Genomic DNA, 25,962 nt, shown 5'->3' on the forward strand with positions numbered 1-25,962 from the left:
AACTCTCTGCAGCTTGCGTTGCTGTGGATTTATTATCGATAAAACTTGAATACGCAACTGTGTTGGCGCAAACGATCTTAAATCAAGCGGAAATGCCGCGCCTTCAGAAATCGAGCCCCAGATCGACGGTGCGGGCAGAATGCGTCAAGGCACCGGACGAGATGTAATCCACCCCTGTCGCCGCGATCGATGCGACCCGTTCCAAGGTCACGTTGCCGCTGGCTTCGGTCTTCAACCGCCCGCCCACCATGGCAACCGCTTCGCGCAGCATGTCATTGTCCATGTTGTCCAGTAAAACAACCGAAGCCCCGCCAACGTCCAGCACTTCGGAAAGCTGGTCCAGTCGATCAACCTCAATCTCGACCGCCATCATGTGACTGGCCTTTGCCTTAGCGGCTTCAAGAACCTTACGGATGCCGCCTGCCGCAGCAATGTGGTTGTCCTTGATCAGGATCGCATCTGACAAGGAATAGCGGTGGTTGAAACCGCCACCGTGCAGCACGGCCTGTTTTTCCACGATGCGCAGACCTGGCGTTGTCTTGCGTGTACAGGTCATACGGGCTGTTGTGCCGTTGGTCTGCTCCACAAATGCGGCTGTCATTGTGGCAATACCCGTCAGGCGACCGGCAAAGTTCAGAGCGACACGTTCGCCGGACAGGATCGATGCGGCAGAGCCCTTGATGGTCATCAGCGTATCACCGCGTTCGCAACGCGAACCATCCTTGATCCGCACGTCAACCTCAAGCGACGGATCCACAAGCCGGAACGCGATTGCAGCAACTTGCATCCCCGACACAACAGCGTTTTCGCGTGCGTTCAGGCTGGCTGTATAGGTTGTTTCCTGTGAGATCACAGCGCGGGTTGTCACATCACCGTAGCTTCCCAGATCCTCCATCAGCGCAGCGCGGACCACGGGTTCCAGAATCAGATCCGGCAGGATTGCATATGTCATGACAGTTCCTCGCAGGCTTTGGCCCGAATGCTCATTGCTTCGGACAAATACATCCGGGACCGCTCTCCGGGCCCATCATTGGCTTTTGGAAAGTCGGATCGCTTGTGCGCACCGCGGCTTTCTTCGCGCTGCAAGGCTGCGGCAGCGATCAAGGTCGCGGTTGCACACATGTTGCGAAATGACGGGCAGGCATCGTGCTGCGCCTCCAACTGCGCTATAGTTTGCAGAGCACGGATTAGGCCCGCCCGGTCCCGGACAACGCCCACGTCGCGCGTCATGGTTTCGCGCAACTCCTGGATAGATTTTGTTGTGTCCGGGGACATTACCTGAACAAACTGCAATGCAACGGGGTCGGCATTTGACACCACCGGAACGGATGCCCCGATACTTTCGGCGCAGATGCGTGCAAAGACAAGCGCCTCAAGCAACCCGTTCGAGGCCAACCGGTTGGCACCGTGAAGGCCTGTCGAAGATGCCTCGCCGCAGACCCAAAGCCCGTCAAGTGTCGCGCGACCGTCAGTGTCGGTGGCAATACCGCCCATGTGATAATGCGCTGCCGGTGCGACCGGAATCGGTTCGTTGACCGGGTCGACGCCGTTGCGCGCGCAGTATTCAGCAACTGCCGGGAACAGGTCCGTTATCTTCGAGCCCAATGCGGTGCGGGTGTCCAGCTTGGGTCGGTTACCTGCCTGCACTTCGGCAAAAATTGCACGCGCGACGACGTCTCGCGGGGCGAGTTCTGCGTCCGGATGAACGGATAACATGAACCGCTCACCCTTATTGTTGATCAGGGTCGCCCCTTCGCCGCGCAACGCTTCGGTTGCCAGCGGTGCCGGATCTTCACCAACATCCATTGCCGTCGGATGAAACTGAACGAATTCGGCGTCAGCAATAAGTGCACCAGCACGCGCGGCCATCCCGATGACCTGCCCGCGAATGCGCGCCGGGTTGGTCGTCAAGGCATACAACCCGCCAGAGCCACCCCCGGCAAGCAACACAGCAGGCCCGCAGAGCGTAACGGGCTCGGACCCCGTTTCTGATGCGTCCTGAACCGTGACACCAGTCACCCGACCGTTGGATACGTCCAGCGCCGTGGCAAGGACACCTTCCAACACCTGAACCGAGGACGTTTCATGCACCCGTTCGATCAGGGCAGCCATGATTTCACTACCTGCCTGATCCCCTTTCACCCGTACGACACGCGCGAAGCTATGCGCCGCTTCGCGTGACAACACATAACTGCCATCCTTGGTGCGATCGAATGGCGTGCCCAATGTCGTCAGGTCGAGGATATATTGACGCGCCTCGCGCGTGACCAGATCGGCAACAGCCGGAACGACTATGCCAGCGCCAGCCATTACGGTGTCCAGGCTGTGGCTTTCCGGGCTGTCCGACAAATCCATTGCTGCGGCCACACCGCCTTGCGCCCATGAGGAACTTGCACCTTCACCCAAAACATCGGGTGAGATTACAACCACTGGTCGCGGCGCGAGCTTCAGTGCTGCATAAAGCGCACCGATGCCAGCCCCCACAATAATGACGCGATCCGTGGTGACTTTGGTCATTTCAGATCAAATGCCAAGCTTGCGGGACAGATCGATCATCGCCTGAACGGATTTGCGCGCATTTTCAGCCACATCTTCGGCGACCTCGACCTGCCCTTCCATCGTGTGCAGGGAGTAGAGGATCTTTTCAAGCGTGATCTTCTTCATATACGGGCACATGTTGCATGGCCCGACAAATTCGACCTCGGGCAATTCATCGGCAATGTTGGATGCCATCGAACACTCGGTGATCAGCATCGCCTTTTTCGGCTTTTCATCGTGCACGTATTTGATGATGCCGCTGGTCGAGCCGGAATAGTCTGCCTCGGCCACCACATCCGGCGGGCATTCAGGATGCGCGATCAGCCGTGTTCCCGGGTTCCATTCGCGGAAGTCGCGCAGGTCCTGTGCCGTGTATTGTTCGTGCACGATGCAAGAGCCAGGCCAATACACCACGTTCTTGTGGCTTTGATTGGCAACATTTTGCGCCAGATACTGATCCGGTGTCATGATGACCGTATCACTTTCCATGGCGTTCACGATCTGAAGCGCGTTCGAAGAGGTGCAGCAGATATCCGAAGCTGCTTTGACCTCGGCAGTGGTGTTTACATAGGACACAACCGGCGCGCCGGGGTACTTGGCGCGCATTTCATCGATTCCCTCAGCGGTGATCGATTCTGCCAACGAACAACCGGCATCCATGTCGGGCATCAGAACAGTCTTCTGAGGGCTGAGGATCTTTGATGTCTCGGCCATGAAATGAACACCGGCCTGAACGATCACATCTTCTTCGACCTCACTGGCCTTGATCGCAAGCTGCAAACTGTCCCCAACGAAATCGGACACACCGTGAAAAATCTCGGGCGTCATGTAATTGTGCCCAAGGATCACGGCGTTACGTTCTTTCTTGAGCGTATTGATGGCCCGCACGTAAGGCGCGTAGATCGCCCAATCTGGTGGGCTGACCACGCGATCCATGCGGGCAAACGTGTCTTTCATCTCATTGGCCAGAGAGGCCGATGGGGCAAGGTCATAAACGTCCGAAATCACCGAGCGGACATGTGCAATATCGAGCAACGGGTAGCCACCTTTGTCAGTTGCCTTCAACCCCTCGGGGCTGCTGAACGGCTTAGCCCTAGCCGAAACAGTACCGGTTCGAAACCGGAAAATGTGACGTTAGCGCTAAGGCAAACCGACAAAACAAAGGTTGGCGTGGTAGTCAGCCCAAAATGCCCGGCAATCGCAGCCCATGTTCACGCGCGCAGGCTTTCGCGTCCTCGTACCCTGCGTCCGCGTGACGCCAGACACCTGACGCGGGATCATTCCAGAGCACCCGTTCCAATCGCTTGGCCGCGGCATCTGTTCCGTCTGCACAGATGACGACGCCCGCATGCTGGCTGAAGCCCATACCAACCCCGCCACCATGATGCAGCGAAACCCAGGTCGCACCCGACGCCGTATTGACAAGCGCGTTCAGCAGCGGCCAGTCCGAAACAGCATCCGAACCGTCCTTCATCGCCTCGGTCTCGCGGTTGGGTGAGGCAACAGAGCCACTGTCGAGATGGTCTCGGCCGATGACGACCGGAGCTTTCAATTCGCCGTTTCTAACCATCTCGTTGAACGCCAGCCCAGCCTTGTGGCGATCTCCCAGCCCGATCCAGCAGATCCGCGCTGGCAAGCCCTGAAACGCAATACGCTCCTGCGCCATGTCCAACCAGTTGTGCAGATGGGTATTGTCGGGGAACAGTTCCTTCATTTTGGCGTCGGTCTTGTAGATATCTTCAGGGTCGCCGGACAACGCACACCAGCGGAAGGGTCCGATACCCCGACAAAACAGCGGGCGAATATAGGCGGGCACAAAGCCGGGGAAGGCAAAGGCGTTCTCCAACCCTTCATCCTGCGCAACCTGTCGGATGTTGTTACCGTAATCCAACGTCGGCACGCCCGCGTTCCAGAAGTCCACCATTGCAGCGACGTGCTGCTTCATCGAAGCACGTGCAGCCTTTTCGACCGCCTTCGGGTCACTTTCGCGCTTGTCTTTCCATTGCGCCATGGTCCAACCAAGCGGCAGGTAGCCATTTACCGGATCGTGGGCACTGGTCTGATCCGTGACAATATCGGGGCGCATCCCGCCAGCTTGCATCCGAGCGTATATTTCCGGGAAGATTTCAGCGGCATTTCCCAACAGACCAACAGATTTCGCTTCGCCCGCCTTGGTCCAGCGATCAATCAATGCCAGCGCTTCATCCAGCGTCTCGGCCTTCTCGTCCAGATATTTAGTGCGCAAGCGAAAGTCGATGCTGTCCGGGTTGCATTCCACGGCCAGACAACAAGCCCCTGCAAAGACAGCGGCCAGAGGCTGCGCGCCGCCCATTCCACCCAGCCCCCCAGTCAGGATCCACTTACCTGTCAGGTCACCGCCATAATGCTGACGCCCGGCCTCGGCGAAGGTTTCATAAGTGCCCTGCACGATGCCCTGTGTACCAATATAGATCCACGAGCCAGCGGTCATCTGGCCGTACATCATCAGACCTTTCTTATCGAGCTCGTTGAAGTGGTCCCAATTGGCCCAGTGCGGCACAAGGTTCGAGTTTGCGATCAATACGCGGGGTGCATCACTATGGGTGCGAACAATGGCAACCGGCTTGCCGGACTGGACGACCAGAGTTTCATCCTCTTCCAGATCTTTCAGGCTGGCAACGATGGTGTCAAAATCCTTCCACGTCCGTGCCGCGCGGCCAATCCCGCCATAGACCACCAGCTCATGCGGGTTTTCGGCCACGTCAGGATGCAGGTTATTCATCATCATCCGCAACGGCGCTTCGGTCATCCAGCTTTTGGCGTTCAGTTCAGGTCCGGTGGGTGGAAAGATGTCACGGGTGTTTTTGCGAGGATCGGTCATCGGGCAAGCTCCAATGCTGTGTCATTGAGGACGTCTAGAATGTCTTTCAACCAACGCCGGAGATGGGTGGCTTTGGCGGCGTCAAAAGTCCAGGGTGGCGTTTCTGATGTCAGGTAGGTCGACTGCGCCAGCTCCATCTGGATCGCGTGAATACCGTTATCCGGGCGTCCGTAGTGCCGTGTCGTCCACCCGCCTTTGAAGCGCCCGTTCAAAACGGTGCTGAAAGGGGATGAAGAGGCGAATTCATGTGCAATTGTTTCGATTTCCGGTGCACAGGTCATCCCGTTATTTGTTCCAATGTTCATGTCGGGCAAAACGCCGTCGAACAGAAAAGGAATGTGACTGCGGATTGAGTGGCAATCATACAGCACAGCGATGCCATGGATCGCCTTCACCCTTTCCAGTTCGGCCAGCAAAGCGGCATGATATGGCGCATGAAATGCGTCACGTCGTTCAATGGTATCTTTTTCAGTTGGAAGGATGTCCCAGATATCCTGCCCGTCGAAATCCGTAAGCGGCACCAAGGTCGTCGTGTTTTGGCCAGGGTAAAGAGAAGTACCGCCTGGGTCACGATTGGCATCGATCACATAGCGATGAAAGGTGGCCCGCACCGTGGTAGCACCGGGCAAAAGCCCGTCGTAGAGCATGTGGATGTGCCAATCCGTATCTGTCAGCGCCCGACCCCGAGCATTCAGTTTGGCATCAATCGCCGCAGGCACATAAGTGCCCGTGTGAGGCAGGCCCAAAACAATTGGACTACCACCCTGAACAACCTCGACCGGAGCAGTCATGCGCCAAGCTCTGGCATGGCCACACCGGTGCTTTCGGCAATCTCACCGCTTGCAATAAGGGCCGAGGCTGCTTCGATGTCATTTGCCATGTATCTGTCATCTTCTAACGCCGGTACAACCGAACGCAGGCGCGCCATGACACCTTGAAGGCTTTCACTGGTTGGCAGCGGCGCGCGATATTCAACCCCTTGCGTTGCGCACAGCAACTCGACCCCCAGGATACGTTCCAGATTGGTCACCATTTGTCCCAGCCGCCGCGCGCCATGGGCTGCCATTGACACGTGATCTTCCTGATTGGCCGAAGTCGGTGTTGAATCCGTGACACAGGGATTGGCCAGATGCTTGTTTTCGCTCATCAGCGCGGCTGTCGTGACTTCGGCAATCATCATGCCAGAGTTCAAACCGGGCTTGGGTGTCAAAAACGGAGGCAAATCAAAGCTGAGTACCGGATCGACGATCAGCGCGATACGCCGCTGCGCAATCGCCCCGATCTCGGCCACTGCCAGAGCAATCATGTCGGCGGCAAATCCGACCGGTTCTGCATGAAAGTTTCCGCCTGATACGATCAACCCGGCCTCGGCCAGAACCAGAGGGTTATCGGTGGCGGCGTTGGCCTCGGTTTCCAGGGTTACTGAAGCCTGACGCAGCACATCCATCGCGGCGCCAACAACCTGCGGTTGGCAGCGGATGCAGTACGGGTCCTGAACCCGCGTATCACCCTCCCGGTGGCTCTCGCGAATGACCGACCCAGCCAGTAGCGCGCGCATGGTTGCGCCCGCTTCGATCTGGCCTCGGTGACCACGCAAGGCGTGAATTTCGGGTTGCAAAGGCGCGGTAGACCCCATGATCGCATCAGTTGTCAGGGCTGAAGTGACCAAAGCGCTTTGCGCCGCCCGCCACGCGCCGAAAAGCCCCGCCAGCGCAAACGCCGTCGAGAATTGAGTGCCGTTGATCAGTGCCAGCCCTTCTTTGGGACCAAGTTCGACCGGGGTCAAACCTGCCGCTGCCAGTGCGTCGCCGCCAGGCATGGCTGTACCGCCAAACTCAGCTTCACCCTCGCCCATCATGACGGCTGCCATGTGCGACAGTGGTGCCAGATCGCCCGAAGCACCAACAGACCCCTGTGCCGGGATCACCGGTGTCACGCCTGCGACAAGCATCGCTTCCAGCAGGTCAATCAGCTCCAACCGCACACCCGACGCGCCACGTCCGAGGCTGAGCAGTTTGAGCGCCATCATGAGCCGCGCAACAGCACGCGGGATCGCTGGTCCAACGCCACAGCAATGGGACAGGATCAGGTTGCGTTGTAGCGTCGCGGTATCCTCGGCCGCGATCTTGACGCTTGCCAGTTTTCCAAAACCCGTATTAACCCCGTAAACGGCGGCTTGACCAGTCGCCGCCTCAATAATGCGAGCGTGCGCCGCAGCTATGGCAGGCCTGCAAACCGGGTCCAGTCGAACGGCGCACTCCTGGCGGAATACCTGTTCCAGCTGCGCCAGAGATACAGCACCGGGAGTTAAAGTCAGAGTGGTCAAAATGCGCCTCCGAATATACGGGCGTGAAGGGGATTAAAACCGATGCGGTAGGCAAGCTCGGCCGGGTGAGTGACATTCCAGACGGCCAGATCCGCCCGCAGGCCCTGAACGATCCTGCCGCAGTCTCTCAGGCCCAGTGCACGCGCGGCATTCACGGTGACACCTTTCAAAGCTTCCTCAGGTGTCATTCGAAACAAAGTGCACCCCATGTTCATTGCAAGCAAAAGCGATGTCATCGGAGCCGAACCCGGGTTGCAGTCGGTCGCAAGGGCCATTGGCACCTCGTACATGCGCAACAGGTCAACAGGCGGTTGTTGCGTCTCGCGCAGGGTGTAGAAAGCCCCAGGCAGGATCACGGCCACCGTGCCTGCCGCTTCTATGGCTTTGACACCGCTTTCGTCCAAATACTCGATATGGTCGGCAGAAAGTGCACCATAGCTTGCAGCAAGTTTCGCGCCACCCAGGTTGGACAGTTGTTCGGCATGCAATTTGACCGGCAGTCCTAGTTCCTTGGCAACGTCAAACAGTGGCACCAGTTGGTCGGGCAGAAAGGCAATCCCTTCGCAAAATGCGTCAACTGCGTCTACCAAACCCTCGGCATGAGCCGCGCGAAGCGTCGGAATGCAAATCTCAGCAATGTACGCCTCGGGCCGGTCTTTATACTCGGCGGGTACAGCATGAGCGCCCAGAAAGCTGGTCGCTATGCGCACCGGGCGGCTTTCCTGCAGGGCCCGCGCGGCGCGCAGCATGGTCAACTCAGTTTCTTGATCCAGCCCATAGCCCGATTTGACTTCGATCACCGAGACCCCTTCGGCGATCATCGCGTCCACGCGCGGCAGAGCCTGCGCGATCAAATCCTCTTTACAGGCCGCACGTGTGGCTTTCACGGTCGAAATGATCCCTCCGCCTGCGCGGGCCACCTCTTCATAGCTGGCACCGTTAAGGCGCATCTCGAACTCAGCCGCGCGGTCGCCGCCATGCACCACATGGGTATGGCAATCGATCAGAGCCGGCGTCACCAGCCGCCCGTCCAGCGAGGTTGGAGAGAACGTCGCGTATTCTTCCGGTAACTGCGTCTTCGGACCGACCCATGAAATCCGGTCGCCACGCACGACAATCGCCGCGTCTTCGATCAATCCGTATGCATCCGCACCAACCATGGTAGCGGCGTGCAGATCTGTGAACAGATGATCGTGGGTTTGCATTCGAATCCCTCTTCGGTGCAATTCTCTCTTTTCTGGTACAGGTCTTTATGGCATATGTCTATTCATAAAACCGGAGGTAGGAATGACGGTCATATTCGCAAAACGGGCCTTTCTGGCAGCCGGCTGGGCAGAAAACCTGCGAGTCGAGATCAAGAATGGTCGTATCGCGCATCTGACAACCGACGCGGTCGCGCAAAACGGCGACACCTGCGTTGACACTCTCCTGCCCGCTTTGGGCAACCTTCACAGCCATGCCTTTCAGCGCGCCATGGCGGGAATGACCGAATATCGGTTGGCTGGCCGTGACAGTTTCTGGACTTGGCGCGATCTGATGTATCGTTTCACAGCCCACCTGAGCCCTGACCAAATTCAGGCCATCGCCGCGCAAGTCTATGTTGAGATGCAGGAGGCCGGGTACGCGTCGGTCGGGGAATTCCATTATCTGCACCACCAACCGGACGGGCAGCCCTATGACAGGCTTTGCGAACTCAGCGACCGGATCATGGCCGCCGCCGCCGAGACCGGAATTGGCCTGACCCATCTGCCCGTTCTGTACAGCTATGCAGGAGTTGGAGAAAAACCGCTGGAGGCCGGGCAGCGACGCTTTGGCAATGATGTGGGCCGTTTTTGCGAACTTGTCGCTCAGGCGCGGGAAGCGCTCGGCAATCTTCCCGACGACTGTCGCGTCGGCATCGCGCCACATTCCCTGCGCGCCACGTGTCCGCGCGATATAGCGCAGGTGGTGGCATCACAAAATTCCGGTCCGATCCATATCCACATTGCTGAACAACCCAGAGAGGTTGAGGAAGTGCAGGCTGGCCTTGGCGCGCGTCCGGTCGAATGGCTGCTGGATAATGCCCCGGTTGATTCCAACTGGTGCCTGATCCACGCAACCCATATGACCGACGAAGAGACTCGCGCCATGGCCCACAGCAATGCCGTTGCCGGTCTGTGCCCGGTGACAGAAGCCAACCTGGGCGATGGGCCTTTCAATGGCCCTGTCTATTTGAATGCAGGCGGCGCTTTTGGCGTGGGATCAGACTCCAACGTGTTGATTTCCATGACCGAAGAGCTCCGCACACTCGAATATTCGCAACGACTGCGCGACCTGTCACGTAACGTGCTGGTGGTTGGTGAAGGTTCTGTCGGACAAACCCTTTACCGCGGCGCAGCTATTGGCGGCGCGCAGGCGCTAGGCCGCAATGCGGGGCAAATTGCCGAAGGAATGCTGGCTGATCTTGTCGCCATTGACAGCCAAGCCCCTGCCCTTTGCGCATTACAGCCCCACCAACTGCTGGATGGTCTAGTCTTTGCCGCCAAAGATAGTGTCGTAACTGATCTTTGGTCCGCAGGCCGACACCAGGTTCAAAACGGGCGTCACTTCCTGCGGGACAAGGTCGCGCGTAACTACAAACGGGCAACAGGTGAACTTCTGGCTGTGCTTTAGCTGGGGGTCTTATTGAAACTCACGCGAAGGATCTTAGAGCCCACAGCCGGACTGACCGTAACGGCGGCGTTCAGCGTCATTGCGTCTCCAGCCACCAGAGGCGTTTTGTCTGACATATGGGCCATTCCCGAGGCGACAAAGACAAACTCGCCCGCTGTCGCTTCGAATTCCTGATCATTTGCAAAAACGTTCACCACAACAACGACCTTTGAATCGTAGATCACATTGAATGCACGACACGGCCCGCCCAACAGTCGCGCATTCAGCGCGAGCGCCCCGTCGAACGAAAGCGGCAGCAAAGGGCGTGCCGTTAAAACGCCGCTATCGCCGAGCAAATCAAGCCCTGCCCCTTCGATGATCGTGTGTACGCGCGACATCCCTGGAAACCGGGAAAATGGCCCATCCCGATCGATCCGGGCCACACTAATACGCCAGGCGACGTGCTCGCCGACCCGCTTCGCGGCAAGTTCGGTAGTTACACCGCCACCATTGGCCCATGGCGTAACCGCGCAATCCTGCAATCTGATAAGGTTCTGGGTCAAATTCTTTGCATCTCACCGTTAACCTAGACATAATACTAATAAGTTCAAAAAATATAGTGAGCACAATGTGAACGAGCAGAAAAACGTCGGCTTCCAGGATGTCCGCGATGAAGTTCTGAATCGCATCCAGACCAGAATCTGGCCGCAAGGCAGCTTGCTGCCTACCGAACTGGAGCTTGCCGCCGAGTTCGGTTGTGCTCGTGCAACTGTCAATCGCGCACTGCGTGAACTTGCTGATCAGGGTATTGTCACACGGAAACGCAAAGGCGGCACGCGTGTGGTCACAACACCGGTCAAACAAGCCCGACTACCTATTGCGGTAGTCCGGCAAACCATTGAAGATATGAATGCCGAATACCGATATGCGTTGGTCAACCGTACGCTGATAGATTGTCCGGCATGGCTACAAGCCAAACTCGGACTGCCCGAGGGTACGCAAATTCTGCATTTGCGCTGTATGCACCATGCCGACAATCGCCCCTTCCAGTACGAGGAACGATGGATCAATACCGCCGCAGTACCGCACGTCATGGATGAAGACTTTCTGACCACCGGTCCTAACGAATGGTTGCTGGCCGAGGTTCCTTTTTCGAACGCGGAAATTGCATTCTCAGCTGTTCCGGCAACCGGTCCGCTTCAGGATTTTCTTTCCGTTCCGCCCGGCACCCCTTTGTTCCAGTTGGAGCGGACAACGTGGTTTCGAAAAACCCCGGTCACCTTTGTGCGCATGACCTTTCATCAGGGTTATCAAATGCGGACTACGTACTGAGGCCGTATTCGTTATTGGTGATCCCGCCGAATGCCAAAATCTCGATCCGCTACCCCCGCTTGTTTCAAGTACGCACTACATCAAGTGCATGTGCATTCGGGTGGCCAGACTGCCCAGAACCCAGATAGTGCCAAGGATCATGATCATCAGAACCAGTGTCGAAAACAGCACCAGGTGCAGATCTTCGCGGCTGCTGCGCCGACGGTCGATATGCAGGAAGTAGACAAGCTGCAACACAAGCTGTGCCAATCCAAGCAACCCGATGGTCAGGTAAACACCAACCGTTTCAATCCCATAAACCTGCGCCACGCCAAACATCGCCAAGGTCAGCAAAAGTGAGCCACCATACCCGGTCACATAGCGCCGACGCTCGCGACGATGCATTTCAGAGCGCTTATCCATAGGTCAGACCTCCGAAATACACGATGGTAATGATCCCAATCCAGATCAGATCGAGAAAATGCCAGAACAACGCCAGCCGCACCACGCGCGAGATAACCACATCCGTCATACCCTTGACGCGCAGCTGGATACCCAAAACGATCAGCCAAAGGCATCCAGTCGCAACGTGCAAACCATGCAGTGGGACCAACCCGAAAAAAGCCGACAGAAAACCGCTGCGCTGCGGAATGCCGCCTTTATCCGCCATGGCCATGAAGTCACGCACTTCCAGCACCAGAAAACCAAGCCCCAGCACAAGGGTGACGCCAAACCATAAGACAATGCGACCGCGCGGCAGATTGTACTTCAACGCCAGCATGGCAAGACCCACTGTCAGGCTGCTGGTCAGCAATATCAGGGTCTGCGCAAAGACACTTTTCAGATCAAACAACTCGTGCGGGCCGGGGCCACCTGCCTGCGCATCGATCATCGTTATGTAAATCGCAAACATCAGGCCAAAATAGACCAGATCGCTCATCAAGAAGACCCAGAACCCAAAGGTGACAACCTCGGTTGCCTTGTGGGCACTGGCGTGATGTTCCCCTAGATTGATACCGGGATAGCTGTGAGTGGGCGCGCGCTTCATGTCGCCACCTCCAGATCCGGGCGGGCAAGGCCGCGGTTTTCCGGAGAAGTTTCATAATCGCGATCAACCGCCGCTTCGCTGTGGACTAATGCCAGCCAGGCTTCGTGGTCCCTTCGCACCTCTTCCGCGGGGATGGTGAGTTCTGTACTGTCGTCGAATGTCCAGATGATCACCACAAGGATCATCAAAACCGTCATTAACGCCGCAAGCCACCAGATCCACCAGACCAGCGCAAACATCCATATGCCACTGAGAACGCACAGAACAAAGCCAATTCCCGTGTTTCGGGGCAGTTCGATATCTTCATAAGCGTCTGGTGTTGGATAGGCCGTTCCTTTTGCCTTCTGTGCAGTGAATTCATCCCGATCCGTAACCTTGGGGATGATCGCAAAGTTATAAGCAGGAGGCGGTGAAGGGATAGACCATTCCAATGTGCGACCATCCCAGGGATCCCCAACCGGAACACGGGTTTGGTCGCGGTCACGAATGCTGACCCATAGCTGGATCAGGACCGAGAACAATCCACAGGTAATAACAATCGCTCCGATGATGGCCACGATCATGAAAGGGTGGAAAGACGGATCGCTATAGCTGAAAGATCGGCGCGGCATGCCCAACAGCCCGACGAAGTAGAGAGGCATGAATGTCAGCAAAAACCCCCCGGTCCAGCAATAAACAGAAACCCGGCCCCAGAATTCGTTCAGTCGGAATCCAAAGGCCTTGGGGAACCAGTAATTGTATGCCGCCAACAATCCGAACAACACGCCAGGCAATAACGCGTTGTGGAAATGAGCTACCAAAAACAGCGTATTGTGAACCTGGTAGTCTACGGTTGGATTTGCCAGGATCACGCCGCTCAGCCCGCCGATGGCAAACAGCATCAAAAATGATAGCCCATAAAGCATTGGCACCGAGAACCGAATGCGTCCCCGCCACAACGTCGCCATCCAGTCATAGACTTTCACGCCGGTTGGGATGGCAATCAGCATGGTCGCGATACCAAACACCGCGTTGATCAGCGCGCTTTGACCCATGGTGAAAAAGTGGTGCAGCCAGACCGTGAACGACAACACCGCGATCGACATAGTTGCGATGACAAGCGAGTTGTAGCCATAAAGCCGTTTGGCCGAGAAGGTCGCGAACACCTCGGAATAGATGCCGTAGGCAGGTAGTACCAACAGGTAAACCTCGGGGTGGCCGAACAGCCAAAACAGATTGGCATAGTTCATCATGTTGCCACCGAGGTCGTTTGTGAAAAAGTGAAAATCAAGATAGCGATCAGCGGCAAGCATCAGCGCGGCGACACCCAAAGGTGGCATGGCAAAGACGATCAGGATCGAACTGCAAATGATTGTCCAGCAATACATCGGCAGACGCATGAACGTCATGCCCGGAGCGCGCAACTTGTAGATGGTAACGGCAAAATTGATACCGGTCAGTGAGGTACCAATGCCCGAAACTACGATGGCCCAGATCCAGTAATCCGGCCCAACACCGGGATTGAACGCCGCGCCGGTATACGGTGGATACGCTGTCCAGCCGCCGGTCGAAAACTCTCCAACCACCAGCGAAACCATCAGCATCATGCCTGACGAAACCGTAAGGCCCAGACTAATCTGGTTTAGTCGCGGGAACGCCACATCGCGCGCACCGATCATCAGCGGGACGATGTAATTCGCAACACCAAAGACAAAGGGAACGGCAACAAAGAAGACCATGATTGTGCCGTGGGTACTGAAAAGTTCGGCAAAGTGTTCTGCTTCGAGGAAACCGACGCCGGGCCCGGAAGCCTGCTGCGCGCGCATGACAACGCCTTCAAGCACACCGCGTGCCAGCATCACGATGGCAAAGACGATATACATGACACCGATCTTCTTGTGATCGACGCTGGTCAGCCAATCGCGCCACAGGGGTGTCCATAGACGAAACCAGCTCAGCAATCCTACGACAACCACAACGCCAATAATCACAACAGCTGCGGCTGTATTGGCCACGATCTCATTAGTATTTGGGTTCTGGATCAACCCGGCAATTGGAAAAGCGTCCCAACTCAGACGCCCGAAGAAACCTGTCTCGGTCGGCGTCATTTTTGCGCCTCCTGCCTAAATGATGCAGTTCCAGGCTGTAGCTCGATCGGTAAAGGCTGACCGCTGTGGTAACGGCTCAGGATATTCCGGAACAGGTCGTCTTCTATTGTGAAGTAGAGCGCATCATCCGGCATCCGAGATGTTCCCAAAACGGCCTGAACTTCATCCCTGTCAGTCCGCATGGCCAGTTTCCGATACGTTGCCTTGTCTAGTTGAATGCTGTTGCTACGCACTTCTTCGACCCAAGTGTCGAAATCCTCACCGCTCATCGCGATAGTGCGGAACTTCTGCTTGGTAAAGCCCCGTCCGTTGTACTGAGTGTTTTCGCCCTGCATCACTTCCGGCGCATCCGCGACAAGATGTAACTGGGTGGTCATGCCCGGCATCGCATAAATCTGCCCAGCCAGCGCGGGTATCATAAAAGACTGCATTACGGTATCGGTCGTCAGCGTCAATGCAACTTGCCGCTTTGTCGGAATTCCAAACTCTCCCACTGTGGCGATCCCGAGATCGGGGTACAGAAACAGCCATTTCCAATCCAGACCGACAACCTGAACCCGCAGCGCCGGATCCTCACCAAACGGTGCCGAATACGGGTCAAGCCGATGCGTCGCCTTCCAAAGATAAAAGGACAGCAGGGCCACGATTATTACAGGTAAGCCCCACATGACAAATTCCAGCTTGGCCGAGAAATCCCAATCCGGTGCGTAAGGCGCAATGCGGTTGCTTCGGCGGCGATACCGAAACGCTATTATCGGGACCAGCACCAATACCGGGATAACGGCCAGCAGGATCAATACGGTCGCCCGAAGCAAATGCGTTTTCTGAACTGCCGCTATTGGGCCTTGCGGGTCCATAAAGCTGTCGCTGGCCAAAGCTGGTTGCACCGAAGCGATCAACAGGAACACAGCGGCAAGTCTGAGCAAGGATGGATTGGACGTATCGACTTGTGCCACAGCTGACTGTCCTCTCCTCATCTCGATCCCATCCAACTATCGGCAAGTGGATGAAATTTCTCAAGAGTTTTCCGAACCACAAATTGCCATCCTCAGCTTTCTTTCAACTTTGGGTATAAACAGCGACGGGTCGCGCGGCATCTTCCCGTTGACTTGCAAGGCCAGTCGGGACAGAAAAATCGTCAATGCGTACTTTGCTTGTCACTCTAGGATTGATCCTTCTGTCCCAGACCGCACTGGCACAGAATCGTGCAGCAATTGAACGCCAGTTTCAGTCGTGGCTGTTGGAGACGATCTGGCCCAAGGCGCAGGCCAAAGGTGTTTCACGCAACACACTGCAACAGGCGTTTTCCGGTGTTACTCTGAACTGGGACCTGCCGGATCTGGTTCCGCCCGGACATAAACGCAAAACGCCCAAGGCGCAAAAACAAGCCGAATTTGGCTCGCCCAGCCGGTATTTCAATACGGGGTCAATTCAGGGTGCAACGTCTGTCGGGCGCAGGATGGCAAAGCAACACTCTGCGATTCTTGCCAAAGTCGAAAGCAATACTGGCGTTCCTGCTCGTATCATTCTGGCAATCTGGGGCAGAGAAAGCGGCTATGGGCAGGTGCCAATCCGCCATGATGCGTTCAGGGTTCTGTCGACCAAGGCATTCATGAGCACACGCGCGGAATACTTCACGGCCGAGCTTATAGCAGCTCTGCAAATCGCAGAAGCGGGGCCCCTGCCAGCCCGGCAAATGAAAAGCAGTTGGGCAGGCGCGTTAGGGCAACCCCAGTTCATGCCATCAAGCTATTTGGATTACGCCGCAGATGGCAACGGCGATGGACAGGTCGATATCTGGGGGTCATCCGATGATACAATCACTTCGATTGGCAACTACTTGAAACAGCACGGCTGGATCGCCGGGCGTGACTGGGGTTTCGAAGTGTCTGTGCCGGCAACCGTTTCATGTACATTGGAAGGACCCGACCAGGGGCAGTCAATTCGGCAGTGGGAAGCGATGGGCATAAACCGGGTCTCGGGCAAACCTTTTCCAGCCCACGAGATGAAGGGGGTAGGTTACCTGATGATGCCAGCAGGACGATTTGGTCCTGCTTTTCTTGTCACTCCGAATTTTTACGTTCTGAAGGCATACAACAAAAGCGATCTGTATGCTTTGTTCGTCGGCCATGTCGGTGACAGAATCCAATTTGGAAGCGGCGATTTTGCAGGACGGTGGGGCAAGGTCGGCGGTTTGTACCGTTCTGACATCGCAAAGATGCAGGGCGCGCTGGAAAGCTTGGGGTACGATGTCGGAGGCATTGACGGCTTGCCAGGTTTCAAAACCCGCCGATCAATAGGCAGATGGCAGGAAACGATGGGTGTTGCACCTACCTGCTTTCCTGAAGCCTCGATGACAACGAAACTGGCCCGATAAGGCACCAAGCATGCGTTGAACGGTCGCTCTCGACTTGCTTGAGCATCTTATCGCCGGTCGCAACAGACCGCATTTATCATCAATCTTAATGATTTCGGCCATATTGTTGCTCATTCAAAAACGGACTTGATGTGTCAGATCATGTATTTCCAAGAAGCTCGGATGTTTGCCGACGGGTTACTTGTGCCCTTAAGACACGTTACTTGACGCAACTTGCGACTAAGTGAGCCGTGTTAATTCCAGTTACGCAATCCCTTCCATCTGAGTTCTTTTTGACCGCGCAGTCCAAAACTACTTGTCATAACAAGGCGATAAGCCCATCCAAAGAAAGGCACGCGGAACTCCCTTCGGGGGCTTATCAAGGCAAGTGATGCTGCTCCAAAATATCAACTTTCCGTGATCGACAAATCGTCGCCAGATTTTTGGCACAGAGTTGTAAGGGAAGGGTCGCTGGGAACTGTCGTTCGGGCCTTGTATACAGGAAACAACGGAGTCGGCTTTTGACTCGTCTGGACCGAGGTGGCACGATTTGGTCAATAACAGCCGGCACACTGGGCATGATTGATTGACACGGTTTTGAAGACTAAGAGGACATTCCGGATGTTTTCTGTTTTACCGGCCAAGTTTTGATTTGAGAGGCACCATGACACGCAAAGTCACCAAAGCAGTTTTTCCAGTGGCGGGAATGGGAACCCGGTTTTTGCCGGCAACCAAGTCCGTTCCGAAAGAGATAATGACGTTGGTGGACCGCCCCCTGGTGCAATATGCAATCGATGAAGCCCGCGCCGCTGGGATCAAAGAGTTCATCTTTGTGACGTCTCGCGGGAAATCCGCGCTTGAAGATTACTTTGACCATAACCTCGTCCTCGAACAGGAACTAATGGCCAAAGGCAAAAACAAGCTTCTCGATATCCTGAACAAGACCAATATGGAAAGCGGCGCGATCGCCTATATCCGCCAACACAAAGCCTTGGGCCTGGGCCACGCCGTTTGGTGCGCGCGCCGCTTGATAGGCGATGAACCTTTTGCCGTTATGTTGCCTGACGATGTGATTGCTGCAGACAAACCATGCCTGCAACAAATGGTCGAAGCCTATGAGGAAACGGGCGGCAACATGGTGGCAACGATGGAGGTTCCGCCAGAAAAGACAAGTTCGTATGGCGTGCTGGATGTTGTCGACAGTATCGGCCCGGTCATTCCGGCCAAGAGCATGGTTGAAAAGCCTGAACCATCGAAAGCGCCATCCAATTTGGCCGTTATCGGGCGCTATATTCTTCGACCTTCCGTGTTGAACAACCTGAACGCAATGAAAACCGGAAGCGGCGGTGAAATCCAACTGACTGATGCAATCGCCGAAGATATCGCATCCGGCGTGCCCGTTTTTGGCTACAAGTTCGACGGGCAGCGTTTCGACTGCGGCTCAAAATCCGGTTTTCTGCAAGCAACCGTTTCCTTTGCCCTTGCCCGTGACGACCTGCGTGATGACCTGAGCCAGTATCTGAATGACATCGTTGCAACTGGAAAAGCGGCCCAGTAGCCAAGGGATCACTCATTCCACAAAAAGAACTGAAAAATATCGTTGGTCATCAGCAATTCAGGGGCACGCGTATGAACAGAACGGTCTATCCAGTCATCCTGTGTGGTGGTTCAGGAACGCGTTTGTGGCCCCTGTCGCGCAAAAGCTATCCCAAGCAATTCGTCCCACTTGTCGGCAAAACCAGTCTTTTACAAGATTGTGCCGACCGTATGCTTGGGCCCTCGCATGCGCCCTATGCCAAACCACTGGTTCTAACCAACGATGCCTTTCGGTTTATTGTCCCTGAACAGTTGACAGCTGTGGGGATCGCCCCCGGCCCGATCCTGATTGAGCCTGAAGGGCGCAACACGGCCCCTGCCGTACTGGCGGCTGCGTTGTACCTTGCCTCACGTGATCCGGATGCCATCATGCTGGTTGCACCTTCAGATCATGTGCTTCCAAACAAGGCGGCTTTTCATCAGGCAGTCGACATAGGCGTGCGCGCAATTGCCGAACGAGGCGATCTGGTGACATTTGGCATCACGCCCACTCGGCCCGAAACCGGGTATGGCTACTTAAAGCTGAACGACGCCCCAGACGCGTCCGAGGGTGCAGTTCGCCTGGATCGGTTCGTGGAGAAACCGGATCTGGAAGCGGCGCAGGCGATGGTGAAAGATGGCAGTTACCTGTGGAACTCCGGCATCTTCCTGTTTGCGGCACGTGACATCGTTGCCGCATATGAAAAGTACGCTAGCAACCTTGTTGCACCTGTCCAAAAGGCCGTCGACAGCGCCAAGACAGATTTGGGGTTCCTGAGATTGGATCCTTCAGCTTGGGCTGACGTCGATGACATATCGATCGACTATGCGGTCATGGAAAAAGCTCCCAACCTCAGCGTGGTTCCCTATTCCGCAGGTTGGTCTGATGTTGGCAGTTGGACGGCTGTTCAAGAATTGTCAGATCCTGATGAAAATGACATAGCGACACATGGGGAAGTAACCACAATCGACTGCCGCAACGTTCTGATACGATCAGAATCGCCAGCGCAGGAAGTGGTGGCAATGGGGCTTGAGAACGTTATCGCAGTTGCGATGCCAGATGCTGTGCTGGTTGCCAGTATGGAAAAAGCCCAGGATGTCAAGCAGGCTGTTGCTGCCTTAAAGGCAAAAGGGGCCAAACAGGCAGATACGCTTCCGGTCGATCACCGCCCCTGGGGCTGGTTTGAGAGCCTCGTGATCGGTGACAGATTTCAGGTCAAGCGAATCCATGTGCATCCTGGCGCAGCGCTCAGCCTGCAGTCCCATCACCACCGGTCCGAGCATTGGATTGTGGTAGAGGGCACCGCCAAGGTCACAATCGATGATCAGGAACGGTTGGTCAGTGAAAACCAGTCAGTTTATATCCCGCTGGGTGCTGTGCACCGGATGGAGAACCCTGGCAAGGTGCCCATGGTATTGATCGAAGTGCAGACCGGCACCTATTTAGGCGAAGATGACATCATTCGATATGAAGACATTTATGCCCGGGATTAAGCGGCGACATAGTTCTCCACAGGCCATACTCGGGTCGGCTTATCCCCGGAGATACTCGGGTTAACAGATCATTTCCTGTGCGGTCGGCCAGGTCAGACGAGATTGACGCGCCTTACGGCAGGGTGGCGCGCAACCGACTTTCGGACCGACAGCCACAGGAGGCCCCCCCGTGTCACAGATCTCACCCAGACTGCACTTGCCTTTTCTGCAGCCTTCGCAGGCCCAAAAACACGTCACCCACAATGAAGCACTGCGACAGCTTGATCTGGTCGTTCAGCTTTCAGTGCAAACGACCAATGCCAGCACCCCGCCCGTAGTCCCCGAGCAGGGCGATATCTATGCTCTGGGCGCCACCCCCACCGGGGACTGGGCCGGACATGCAAGAGAGCTTGCCGCATGGCTGGACAACGCCTGGCATTTCTTGACCCCGTATGCGGGCTGGCGTGCCTGGGACGAAGCCACTGGTGAACTGAAGTTCTGGAATGGGTCTGACTGGCTGCCCTTGCCCGTCAATACTCAGAACCTGGATGGTATCGGGGTGGCGACAAGTTCGGACGTTACGAATCGCTTGTCTGTCCGAAGCCCGGCCACGCTTCTGAGCCACGAGGGCGGCGGGCATCAGCTGAAGATCAACAAGGCGGGTGCCAGCGATACGGCATCGCTGGTGTTTCAGTCGAACTGGACCGGCCACGCTGAAATGGGGTTATCCGGAAGTACGGGGTTCTCAATTAAAGTGTCCCCTGACGGAGGTACCTGGACGGAAGCTCTGACTTTTGACCCTACGACCGGAACAGCGGCTGGTGCAGCTATTCAGGGTAATATGACGGATACCACTCCGGGTCGCCTGATGCGTGCCGACTACGGCTATGGGCCGGGCAACCTTCTGGGGGCGGTATCAGAAGTTGGCGGCACACCAACCGGTGCGGTCATAGAGCGCGGAAGTAATGCCAGTGGCGATTTCACGCGTTTTGCTGATGGAACCATGATTTGCACCGCCGTGTTGCCTCCTGTCGCATGCACGACCGCTGAAGGCGCATTGTTTGCAAGCGCTGCAATGACGTGGGACTACCCAGCGCCATTTTCCTCTGCGCCAAGCGTTAGTGGCAGCGCTGGATTTAACAATCGTTTCATCGGGTTTGATGTACCCGAAAACACTCAAGTCACTTGCAGAGCCCTCTCGGTAACTTCGGATACAGCGGCTTTTTCACCAAGTGTCATCGCCATAGGGCGCTGGTTCTGAGTACAGCTGCCGCCTGAACTTTGGTTCGGGCGGTTTTTTTGTGTAGTCGACCCATTTCTTTAGCAATCGCCGATTTCATTGGACCCGCCACAGACGCCTTTCTCCGGGCGAAAAGAGAGCGACGCAACACCACTCGCCTGGTGGCTGTCTACTGCTGATCCATGCCCAGAATTGTATCTTCTCAGCTGACAATGGCCTTGATTCAACAGTTTCTGCGCTGCACGACGGATTGTAAAAACTTTGTTCCCGCACTTGTTGCCTAAAAAACAACAAGAATACATGGGAACTCAGCAACCATACCTGTAAATCATTGAAACCGGCGCTGGATTCTTCGATTGTGCCCACGCCGTTGATAGTAATTGGCAAAAAAGGATTTGGCAGATGCGCATTGCAATGATCGGCACAGGTTATGTGGGCCTTGTGTCCGGTGTGTGTTTCTCGGACTTCGGACATGATGTGATTTGCGTTGATAAGGCTGAGCAGAAGATCGATATGCTCAAAGCCGGACAGGTGCCTATTTATGAACCGGGTCTGGACGTGCTGATGACTCGAAACGTCGCGGCTGGCCGTCTGAGCTTTACAACCGATCTTGCAGCCGCAGTGGACGGCGCGGATGCTATCTTTATTGCAGTTGGAACGCCAACCCGGCGTGGAGACGGCCATGCGGATCTGACCTATGTGATGGCAGCGGCGGAAGAAATCGCTCAGGCTGTCACCGGGTATACCGTTATCGTCACGAAATCGACTGTGCCCGTCGGAACAAACAGAAAAGTGCAGGAAGCAGTCAAGGCCGCCAACCCCCAGGCCGAATTCGACGTGGCTTCGAACCCTGAATTCCTTCGCGAAGGCGCGGCAATCGACGATTTCATGCGCCCGGACCGCGTCGTGGTCGGCGTGGAAAACGACCACGCAGCCGAAGTGATGGCAGAAATATATCGCCCTCTGTATCTGCGCGACTTCCCGATCCTAACCACCGATCTGGAAAGTGCCGAGATGATTAAATACGCCGCCAACGCGTTTTTGGCGACCAAGATCACCTTCATCAATGAAATCGCAGGACTGTGCGAAAAAGTTGGCGCGGATGTTAAAGAAGTTGCACGCGGCATCGGCCTTGACGGGCGGATCGGCAACAAATTTCTGCATGCGGGACCCGGCTACGGTGGTTCATGTTTTCCAAAAGACACGGCCGCGTTGGCGCGGATCGGGCAGGACCACGCGCATCCGATGCAGATCACCGAGACCGTCATCCGCGTTAATGACGAAATCAAGAAGCGGATGATCGAGAAAATTCGTGACGCATGTGACGATCATTTCAACGGCAAGACCGTGGCAGTTCTGGGTGTCACGTTCAAACCCAACACAGACGATATGCGCGACGCGCCATCACTGTCCATCGTTCCCGCCCTGATCGGCGGAGGCGCAAAGGTGCGCGTTGTTGACCCACAGGGAAAATCTGAAGGAGAAGCGCTTTTGCCGGGCGTCGAATGGTGCGACGATCCATATATCGCCGCGCGGGGCGCAGATGTTGTTGTGCTGCTGACGGAATGGAATGAATTCCGCGCGCTGAACCTTTCTGAAATTGCGGCGTCAATGAACACAGCCAGGATGGTTGACCTGCGCAACATCTACTCGAAAACTACGGCGCTGAAGTCAGGGTTCGACACCTATGTCGGTGTTGGGCGCTGAAAGCGTGCTTCCCTCCGCACGCATCTTCAAGTGGTTGACGGATCATAGTGCGGCAGTCCAGACCCGGTAACGGCCTTGGCCGGTGACTTCACGCACCAGACCTCTCCGGGTGAACAGGTCAAAATTCCGCTGAACCGCCGCGCGCGAAGAAATGGTAAGTTCTTCCGCAAGCGGGGCCGAGACCATGGGCCACGCCGCCAGAGCATCAATCAGACGCGGGGGGGTGCGACCGCTCAAATCCTGCGTCGCGTCGCGCGCCTTGCCCTCCCAGGCACTGATCCGGTCGAGGTGCAGCAAGGCCGCAAGAACGGCTTGCCCGGCGCCCTGTATCCAAGACCCTAACTTTTCCGTCGGCCCACCCGTTCCGCGCAACGCACCCGGACCAGACAACGCCAGTGGCATGAACATTGCGCCGCCCCGCCCCATCGAAGCCGCGTGCCGCGCTGCGATGATTGCCGCCTCGGTGTCGTGTCCGACGCCCTGCGATATAGCTCGCCAAGCATGAAACGCGATCGCCGATTGTGTTACCGGGTGCAACCTTTCAGCATTCTGCATGACTTCGGCCAGATCAACGATCGCTTCGGGCGTCGCATCAGAGCCCTGAGCCAGACGGTCGAGAAACGCGGTCAACCCGCTTTCCCACCCGCCTGTAGCCGGGCCTGCGCCTGAGCTCAGACGGCGCACGGCCCAACCTGCCCGAAACAGCGCCTGCACGTCATCGTGGGTCGCGCCGATCCTCAGACCCGCCCACAAAGCCAGGCGGTCTACGCTGACCCGATCCCCTGTCCACCACCCCAGATCGGACGTTTCCATAAGTGCCAAACGGTGCGTCCACCCCTCAGGCCCCAAACGCAGCCGCTCATCCAGAGCGCCAAAGGTCAGGGCAAGATCAGCAAGCTCTGCCGACAATTCTGATTGTGCCGAATGCCAATCGCGCGGATCGAACAACGGGCGCTGATCTGATCGGGGACCAGGCAGAAAGAAATCTTCCTCCACGTCCTGGTCCGGGGGCAAAAACCAAGGGTCGTCCTCTTCTGCCGGATCTCCGTCATAGATACTGGCTGGGCCAAGATCATCGACCTCGTCTTCTGGAAGGGGCATGGTTTTCTTCGACGTCATACCCGGCATTCTTCGGGCATTTGCAACTGTTCACAAGGGTTTTCCATCAGCCCGAGAATGTACGGGTCAACACTTCCAGTTCAGCGCTTAAATCCGTATGCGGGGAACTGCCCAACAGCATATATCCATAACCGCCTTGCTCCCACTTTGCAGTTGCCAAACCGCTCAACACTGATAGTTGAACGTCGGTACTTTGGGCATTCGGTCCTTGGCGAATAACACAGAAGGCAAGTGGTCGACCCTGATCATCGGCAAAAACCACTTGGATCAAGGGCTTGCCTTTGAATGAAAGAACCTGCGCACGCTTCAGCTCCAACCCTGGCAATGCTTCCAGTATGTCCTGATTCAGCGATCGTCCCAACTCGGCTTCGGCCATTGCAAATTGCTTGGCCAGCGACGCGTCCGAGCTGTCCAGCGATGCAATCGTTTCCGGCACGTAAAGTGATTGATAGATCGCGGCCTGCTGGGCCCAGCTTAAATCTGCTGGCCGGGAGGCCCAGAATGTTACGGCGACGGCTGCAAAAGCCGCGCTGGCAGCCACCGCAACAAGACGCAGAAACCCGTTAATGCCGGGCCGCGTCGTTTTTTCCGGCAGGTCCACCTTCGGCGCTTCAGCGGGCAGGTTCTCAAAAACATCCCGAACAACTGGCGCAAACGGATCCAGCGCCATCAGACGATGTTCCAACGTAGCGTCATCTTCAACCGCAGCCTCAATAGCGCGGGTCTGAGCCTCGTCCAGGCTGCCTTCCAGATACGCTAGAAGCGTCTCGTCGGAAAACGTCATTTGCCACTCCGTCGCGCGGTGTCCGCTGCATCAATCTGCATCACGGTTTTAAGCTTCTGCCGGGCATTCGAAAGCCGGCTCATGATCGTGCCAATTGGAACCTCCAACAAGGCAGCTGCTTCGCGATAACTGTACCCCTCAACGAAGACGAGCGTTACCGCTTCGCGCTGTGCCTCAGGCAACTGCATCACTTGATTAAACACTTCAGCCGCGAAAATATTCGTTTCTGTGTCTGGTCCCGTTGCAATCAGATCCGCTTCGGGGGTCACCGACAGCGCCTGCGCGCTCCGAACCGACCGCGAACGCAGCTCATTCAGCCAGATCGACCGGCAGATTGTCATCAACCAGCTGTCCAGACGGTTATGCGACGTCACCTGATGATGTCTTTCAAGCGCGCGCAAACATGTGGCCTGCAACAAATCGTCGGCTACATCCGAGGCACCCGATAATGCCAGCGCAAACCGCCAGACACGCTTCGAATGCGTCTGAACCGCATCGCGGACGGCTTGTTCAGAAGTCATCTCAGCTCTCATCGAATGATCGCGACCTGCTTGTGTTTCTCAATCGCGGATCGGACCCGCAAGGGCAGAATTGCCATATTTAGCAGTGAAATAAAACGAAACTCCTGCTCCAAGCAGTCACGTTTGCGTCTGTAATTGTTGCAGCGCCTGTTTCTGCAACCAACTGGGTGTTGGATACTGGCCATTTGCGGCAGTTGTATTGGTTTCGACCAAAGGCATGGTGTTCCAAAGCACATTAGCCGTTCGATTGCGGTTTTTGCTTGCTTGAGTATTTGGTATTGGTTGCGGGTTTGGTGGTTAGGTCTTATTTAGCGTGTTTGGATGTTGGGATGGGTTGGTCTGCCGCAGGGTTGCATCTGTCCTTTAGGCGCGGCGGGATATGGGGT

General features: G+C 56.2%; 22 protein-coding genes. 7 read left to right on the forward strand and 15 right to left on the reverse strand.

The features are described from left to right. Positions 1-103 precede the first annotated feature (103 nt). The 7 genes from nadC to hutI all read right to left on the reverse strand — a co-directional run bounded on the left by nadC (position 104) and on the right by hutI (position 8,929). On the reverse strand, positions 104-952 hold the full coding sequence (gene nadC, locus ACR0AM_RS17345; protein WP_480623585.1) for a carboxylating nicotinate-nucleotide diphosphorylase: 849 nt from the start codon (positions 950-952) through the stop codon (positions 104-106). Continuing rightward, on the reverse strand, positions 949-2,517 hold the full coding sequence (locus ACR0AM_RS17350) for an L-aspartate oxidase (protein WP_480623586.1): 1,569 nt from the start codon (positions 2,515-2,517) through the stop codon (positions 949-951). The genes nadC and ACR0AM_RS17350 overlap by 4 nt, the downstream gene beginning before the upstream one ends. Before the next feature lie 6 nt (positions 2,518-2,523). After that, complete coding sequence (nadA, locus tag ACR0AM_RS17355) at positions 2,524-3,573, reverse strand: quinolinate synthase NadA (RefSeq protein ID WP_480623587.1); 1,050 nt, start codon at positions 3,571-3,573, stop codon at positions 2,524-2,526. Between the two features lie 142 nt (positions 3,574-3,715). After that, positions 3,716-5,398 carry a urocanate hydratase gene (hutU, locus tag ACR0AM_RS17360; protein WP_480494235.1) on the reverse strand — a complete coding sequence of 561 codons (1,683 nt, stop codon included), beginning with the start codon at positions 5,396-5,398 and terminating at the stop codon, positions 3,716-3,718. Further along, complete coding sequence (gene hutG / locus ACR0AM_RS17365) at positions 5,395-6,189, reverse strand: N-formylglutamate deformylase (protein ID WP_480623588.1); 795 nt, start codon at positions 6,187-6,189, stop codon at positions 5,395-5,397. The genes hutU and hutG overlap by 4 nt, the downstream gene beginning before the upstream one ends. Next, positions 6,186-7,724, reverse strand: coding sequence for a histidine ammonia-lyase (hutH, locus tag ACR0AM_RS17370; protein ID WP_480623589.1), 1,539 nt, complete (start codon positions 7,722-7,724; stop codon positions 6,186-6,188). The genes hutG and hutH overlap by 4 nt, the downstream gene beginning before the upstream one ends. Further along, on the reverse strand, positions 7,721-8,929 hold the full coding sequence (hutI, locus tag ACR0AM_RS17375) for an imidazolonepropionase (protein WP_480623590.1): 1,209 nt from the start codon (positions 8,927-8,929) through the stop codon (positions 7,721-7,723). The genes hutH and hutI overlap by 4 nt, the downstream gene beginning before the upstream one ends. Positions 8,930-9,011: 82 nt before the next feature. On the opposite strand from hutI, the gene ACR0AM_RS17380 reads away from it, so the two are divergent. Continuing rightward, positions 9,012-10,376: a formimidoylglutamate deiminase gene (locus tag ACR0AM_RS17380; protein WP_480623591.1), complete on the forward strand. Its 1,365-nt coding sequence runs from the start codon at positions 9,012-9,014 to the stop codon at positions 10,374-10,376. Here the strand turns inward: ACR0AM_RS17380 and ACR0AM_RS17385 are convergent. Next, the gene (locus tag ACR0AM_RS17385; protein ID WP_480623592.1) at positions 10,373-10,918 is read right to left on the reverse strand and encodes a HutD/Ves family protein; all 546 of its coding nucleotides are present in this window, start codon (positions 10,916-10,918) and stop codon (positions 10,373-10,375) included. The two genes, ACR0AM_RS17380 and ACR0AM_RS17385, sit on opposite strands and share 4 nt — an antisense overlap. Positions 10,919-10,985: 67 nt before the next feature. Here ACR0AM_RS17385 and ACR0AM_RS17390 point away from each other — a divergent pair, with 67 nt between their 5' ends. After that, positions 10,986-11,687 carry a GntR family transcriptional regulator gene (locus ACR0AM_RS17390; RefSeq protein WP_480519774.1) on the forward strand — a complete coding sequence of 234 codons (702 nt, stop codon included), beginning with the start codon at positions 10,986-10,988 and terminating at the stop codon, positions 11,685-11,687. Between the two features lie 75 nt (positions 11,688-11,762). Here the strand turns inward: ACR0AM_RS17390 and ACR0AM_RS17395 are convergent, their stop codons facing one another. The 4 genes from ACR0AM_RS17395 to ACR0AM_RS17410 are packed head-to-tail and all read right to left on the reverse strand — an operon-like array spanning position 11,763 to position 15,757. Then, entirely contained in the window at positions 11,763-12,089 is a 327-nt protein-coding gene (locus ACR0AM_RS17395; RefSeq protein WP_480623593.1) for a cytochrome o ubiquinol oxidase subunit IV, read from the reverse strand. After that, the gene (locus tag ACR0AM_RS17400; RefSeq protein ID WP_480623594.1) at positions 12,082-12,714 is read right to left on the reverse strand and encodes a cytochrome c oxidase subunit 3; all 633 of its coding nucleotides are present in this window, start codon (positions 12,712-12,714) and stop codon (positions 12,082-12,084) included. The genes ACR0AM_RS17395 and ACR0AM_RS17400 overlap by 8 nt, the downstream gene beginning before the upstream one ends. Then, on the reverse strand, positions 12,711-14,801 hold the full coding sequence (locus ACR0AM_RS17405; RefSeq protein ID WP_480623595.1) for a cbb3-type cytochrome c oxidase subunit I: 2,091 nt from the start codon (positions 14,799-14,801) through the stop codon (positions 12,711-12,713). Before ACR0AM_RS17405 ends, ACR0AM_RS17400 begins: the two co-directional genes overlap by 4 nt. Beyond that, positions 14,798-15,757, reverse strand: a complete 960-nt coding sequence (locus ACR0AM_RS17410) for a cytochrome ubiquinol oxidase subunit II (protein ID WP_480623596.1) — start codon at positions 15,755-15,757, stop codon at positions 14,798-14,800. The genes ACR0AM_RS17405 and ACR0AM_RS17410 overlap by 4 nt, the downstream gene beginning before the upstream one ends. A gap of 185 nt (positions 15,758-15,942) precedes the next feature. On the opposite strand from ACR0AM_RS17410, the gene ACR0AM_RS17415 reads away from it, so the two are divergent. From ACR0AM_RS17415 to ACR0AM_RS17435, 5 genes are all read left to right on the forward strand, one after another. Then, complete coding sequence (locus ACR0AM_RS17415) at positions 15,943-17,178, forward strand: lytic murein transglycosylase (protein ID WP_480623597.1); 1,236 nt, start codon at positions 15,943-15,945, stop codon at positions 17,176-17,178. A 643-nt stretch (positions 17,179-17,821) separates the two neighbouring features. Beyond that, positions 17,822-18,715 (forward strand): UTP--glucose-1-phosphate uridylyltransferase GalU, encoded by an 894-nt coding sequence (galU, locus tag ACR0AM_RS17420; protein WP_480519762.1) that lies wholly within the window; start codon positions 17,822-17,824, stop codon positions 18,713-18,715. A gap of 71 nt (positions 18,716-18,786) precedes the next feature. Then, the gene (locus tag ACR0AM_RS17425) at positions 18,787-20,226 is read left to right on the forward strand and encodes a mannose-1-phosphate guanylyltransferase/mannose-6-phosphate isomerase (RefSeq protein ID WP_480623598.1); all 1,440 of its coding nucleotides are present in this window, start codon (positions 18,787-18,789) and stop codon (positions 20,224-20,226) included. A 169-nt stretch (positions 20,227-20,395) separates the two neighbouring features. Continuing rightward, entirely contained in the window at positions 20,396-21,466 is a 1,071-nt protein-coding gene (locus ACR0AM_RS17430) for a DUF2793 domain-containing protein (RefSeq protein WP_480623599.1), read from the forward strand. Positions 21,467-21,847: 381 nt separating this feature from the next. After that, positions 21,848-23,152: a UDP-glucose dehydrogenase family protein gene (locus ACR0AM_RS17435; protein ID WP_480494258.1), complete on the forward strand. Its 1,305-nt coding sequence runs from the start codon at positions 21,848-21,850 to the stop codon at positions 23,150-23,152. 42 nt (positions 23,153-23,194) lie between these two features. Here ACR0AM_RS17435 and ACR0AM_RS17440 read toward each other — a convergent pair whose 3' ends face one another. The 3 genes from ACR0AM_RS17440 to ACR0AM_RS17450 form a co-directional block, all read right to left on the reverse strand. After that, positions 23,195-24,253, reverse strand: a complete 1,059-nt coding sequence (locus tag ACR0AM_RS17440; RefSeq protein ID WP_480623600.1) for a helix-turn-helix domain-containing protein — start codon at positions 24,251-24,253, stop codon at positions 23,195-23,197. Between the two features lie 64 nt (positions 24,254-24,317). Beyond that, positions 24,318-25,055 carry an anti-sigma factor gene (locus ACR0AM_RS17445; RefSeq protein WP_480477017.1) on the reverse strand — a complete coding sequence of 246 codons (738 nt, stop codon included), beginning with the start codon at positions 25,053-25,055 and terminating at the stop codon, positions 24,318-24,320. Further along, positions 25,052-25,576: an RNA polymerase sigma factor gene (locus tag ACR0AM_RS17450; protein WP_480477015.1), complete on the reverse strand. Its 525-nt coding sequence runs from the start codon at positions 25,574-25,576 to the stop codon at positions 25,052-25,054. Before ACR0AM_RS17450 ends, ACR0AM_RS17445 begins: the two co-directional genes overlap by 4 nt. Positions 25,577-25,962: the final 386 nt, after the last annotated feature.

Source organism: Ruegeria sp. AD9, assembly GCF_056542305.1.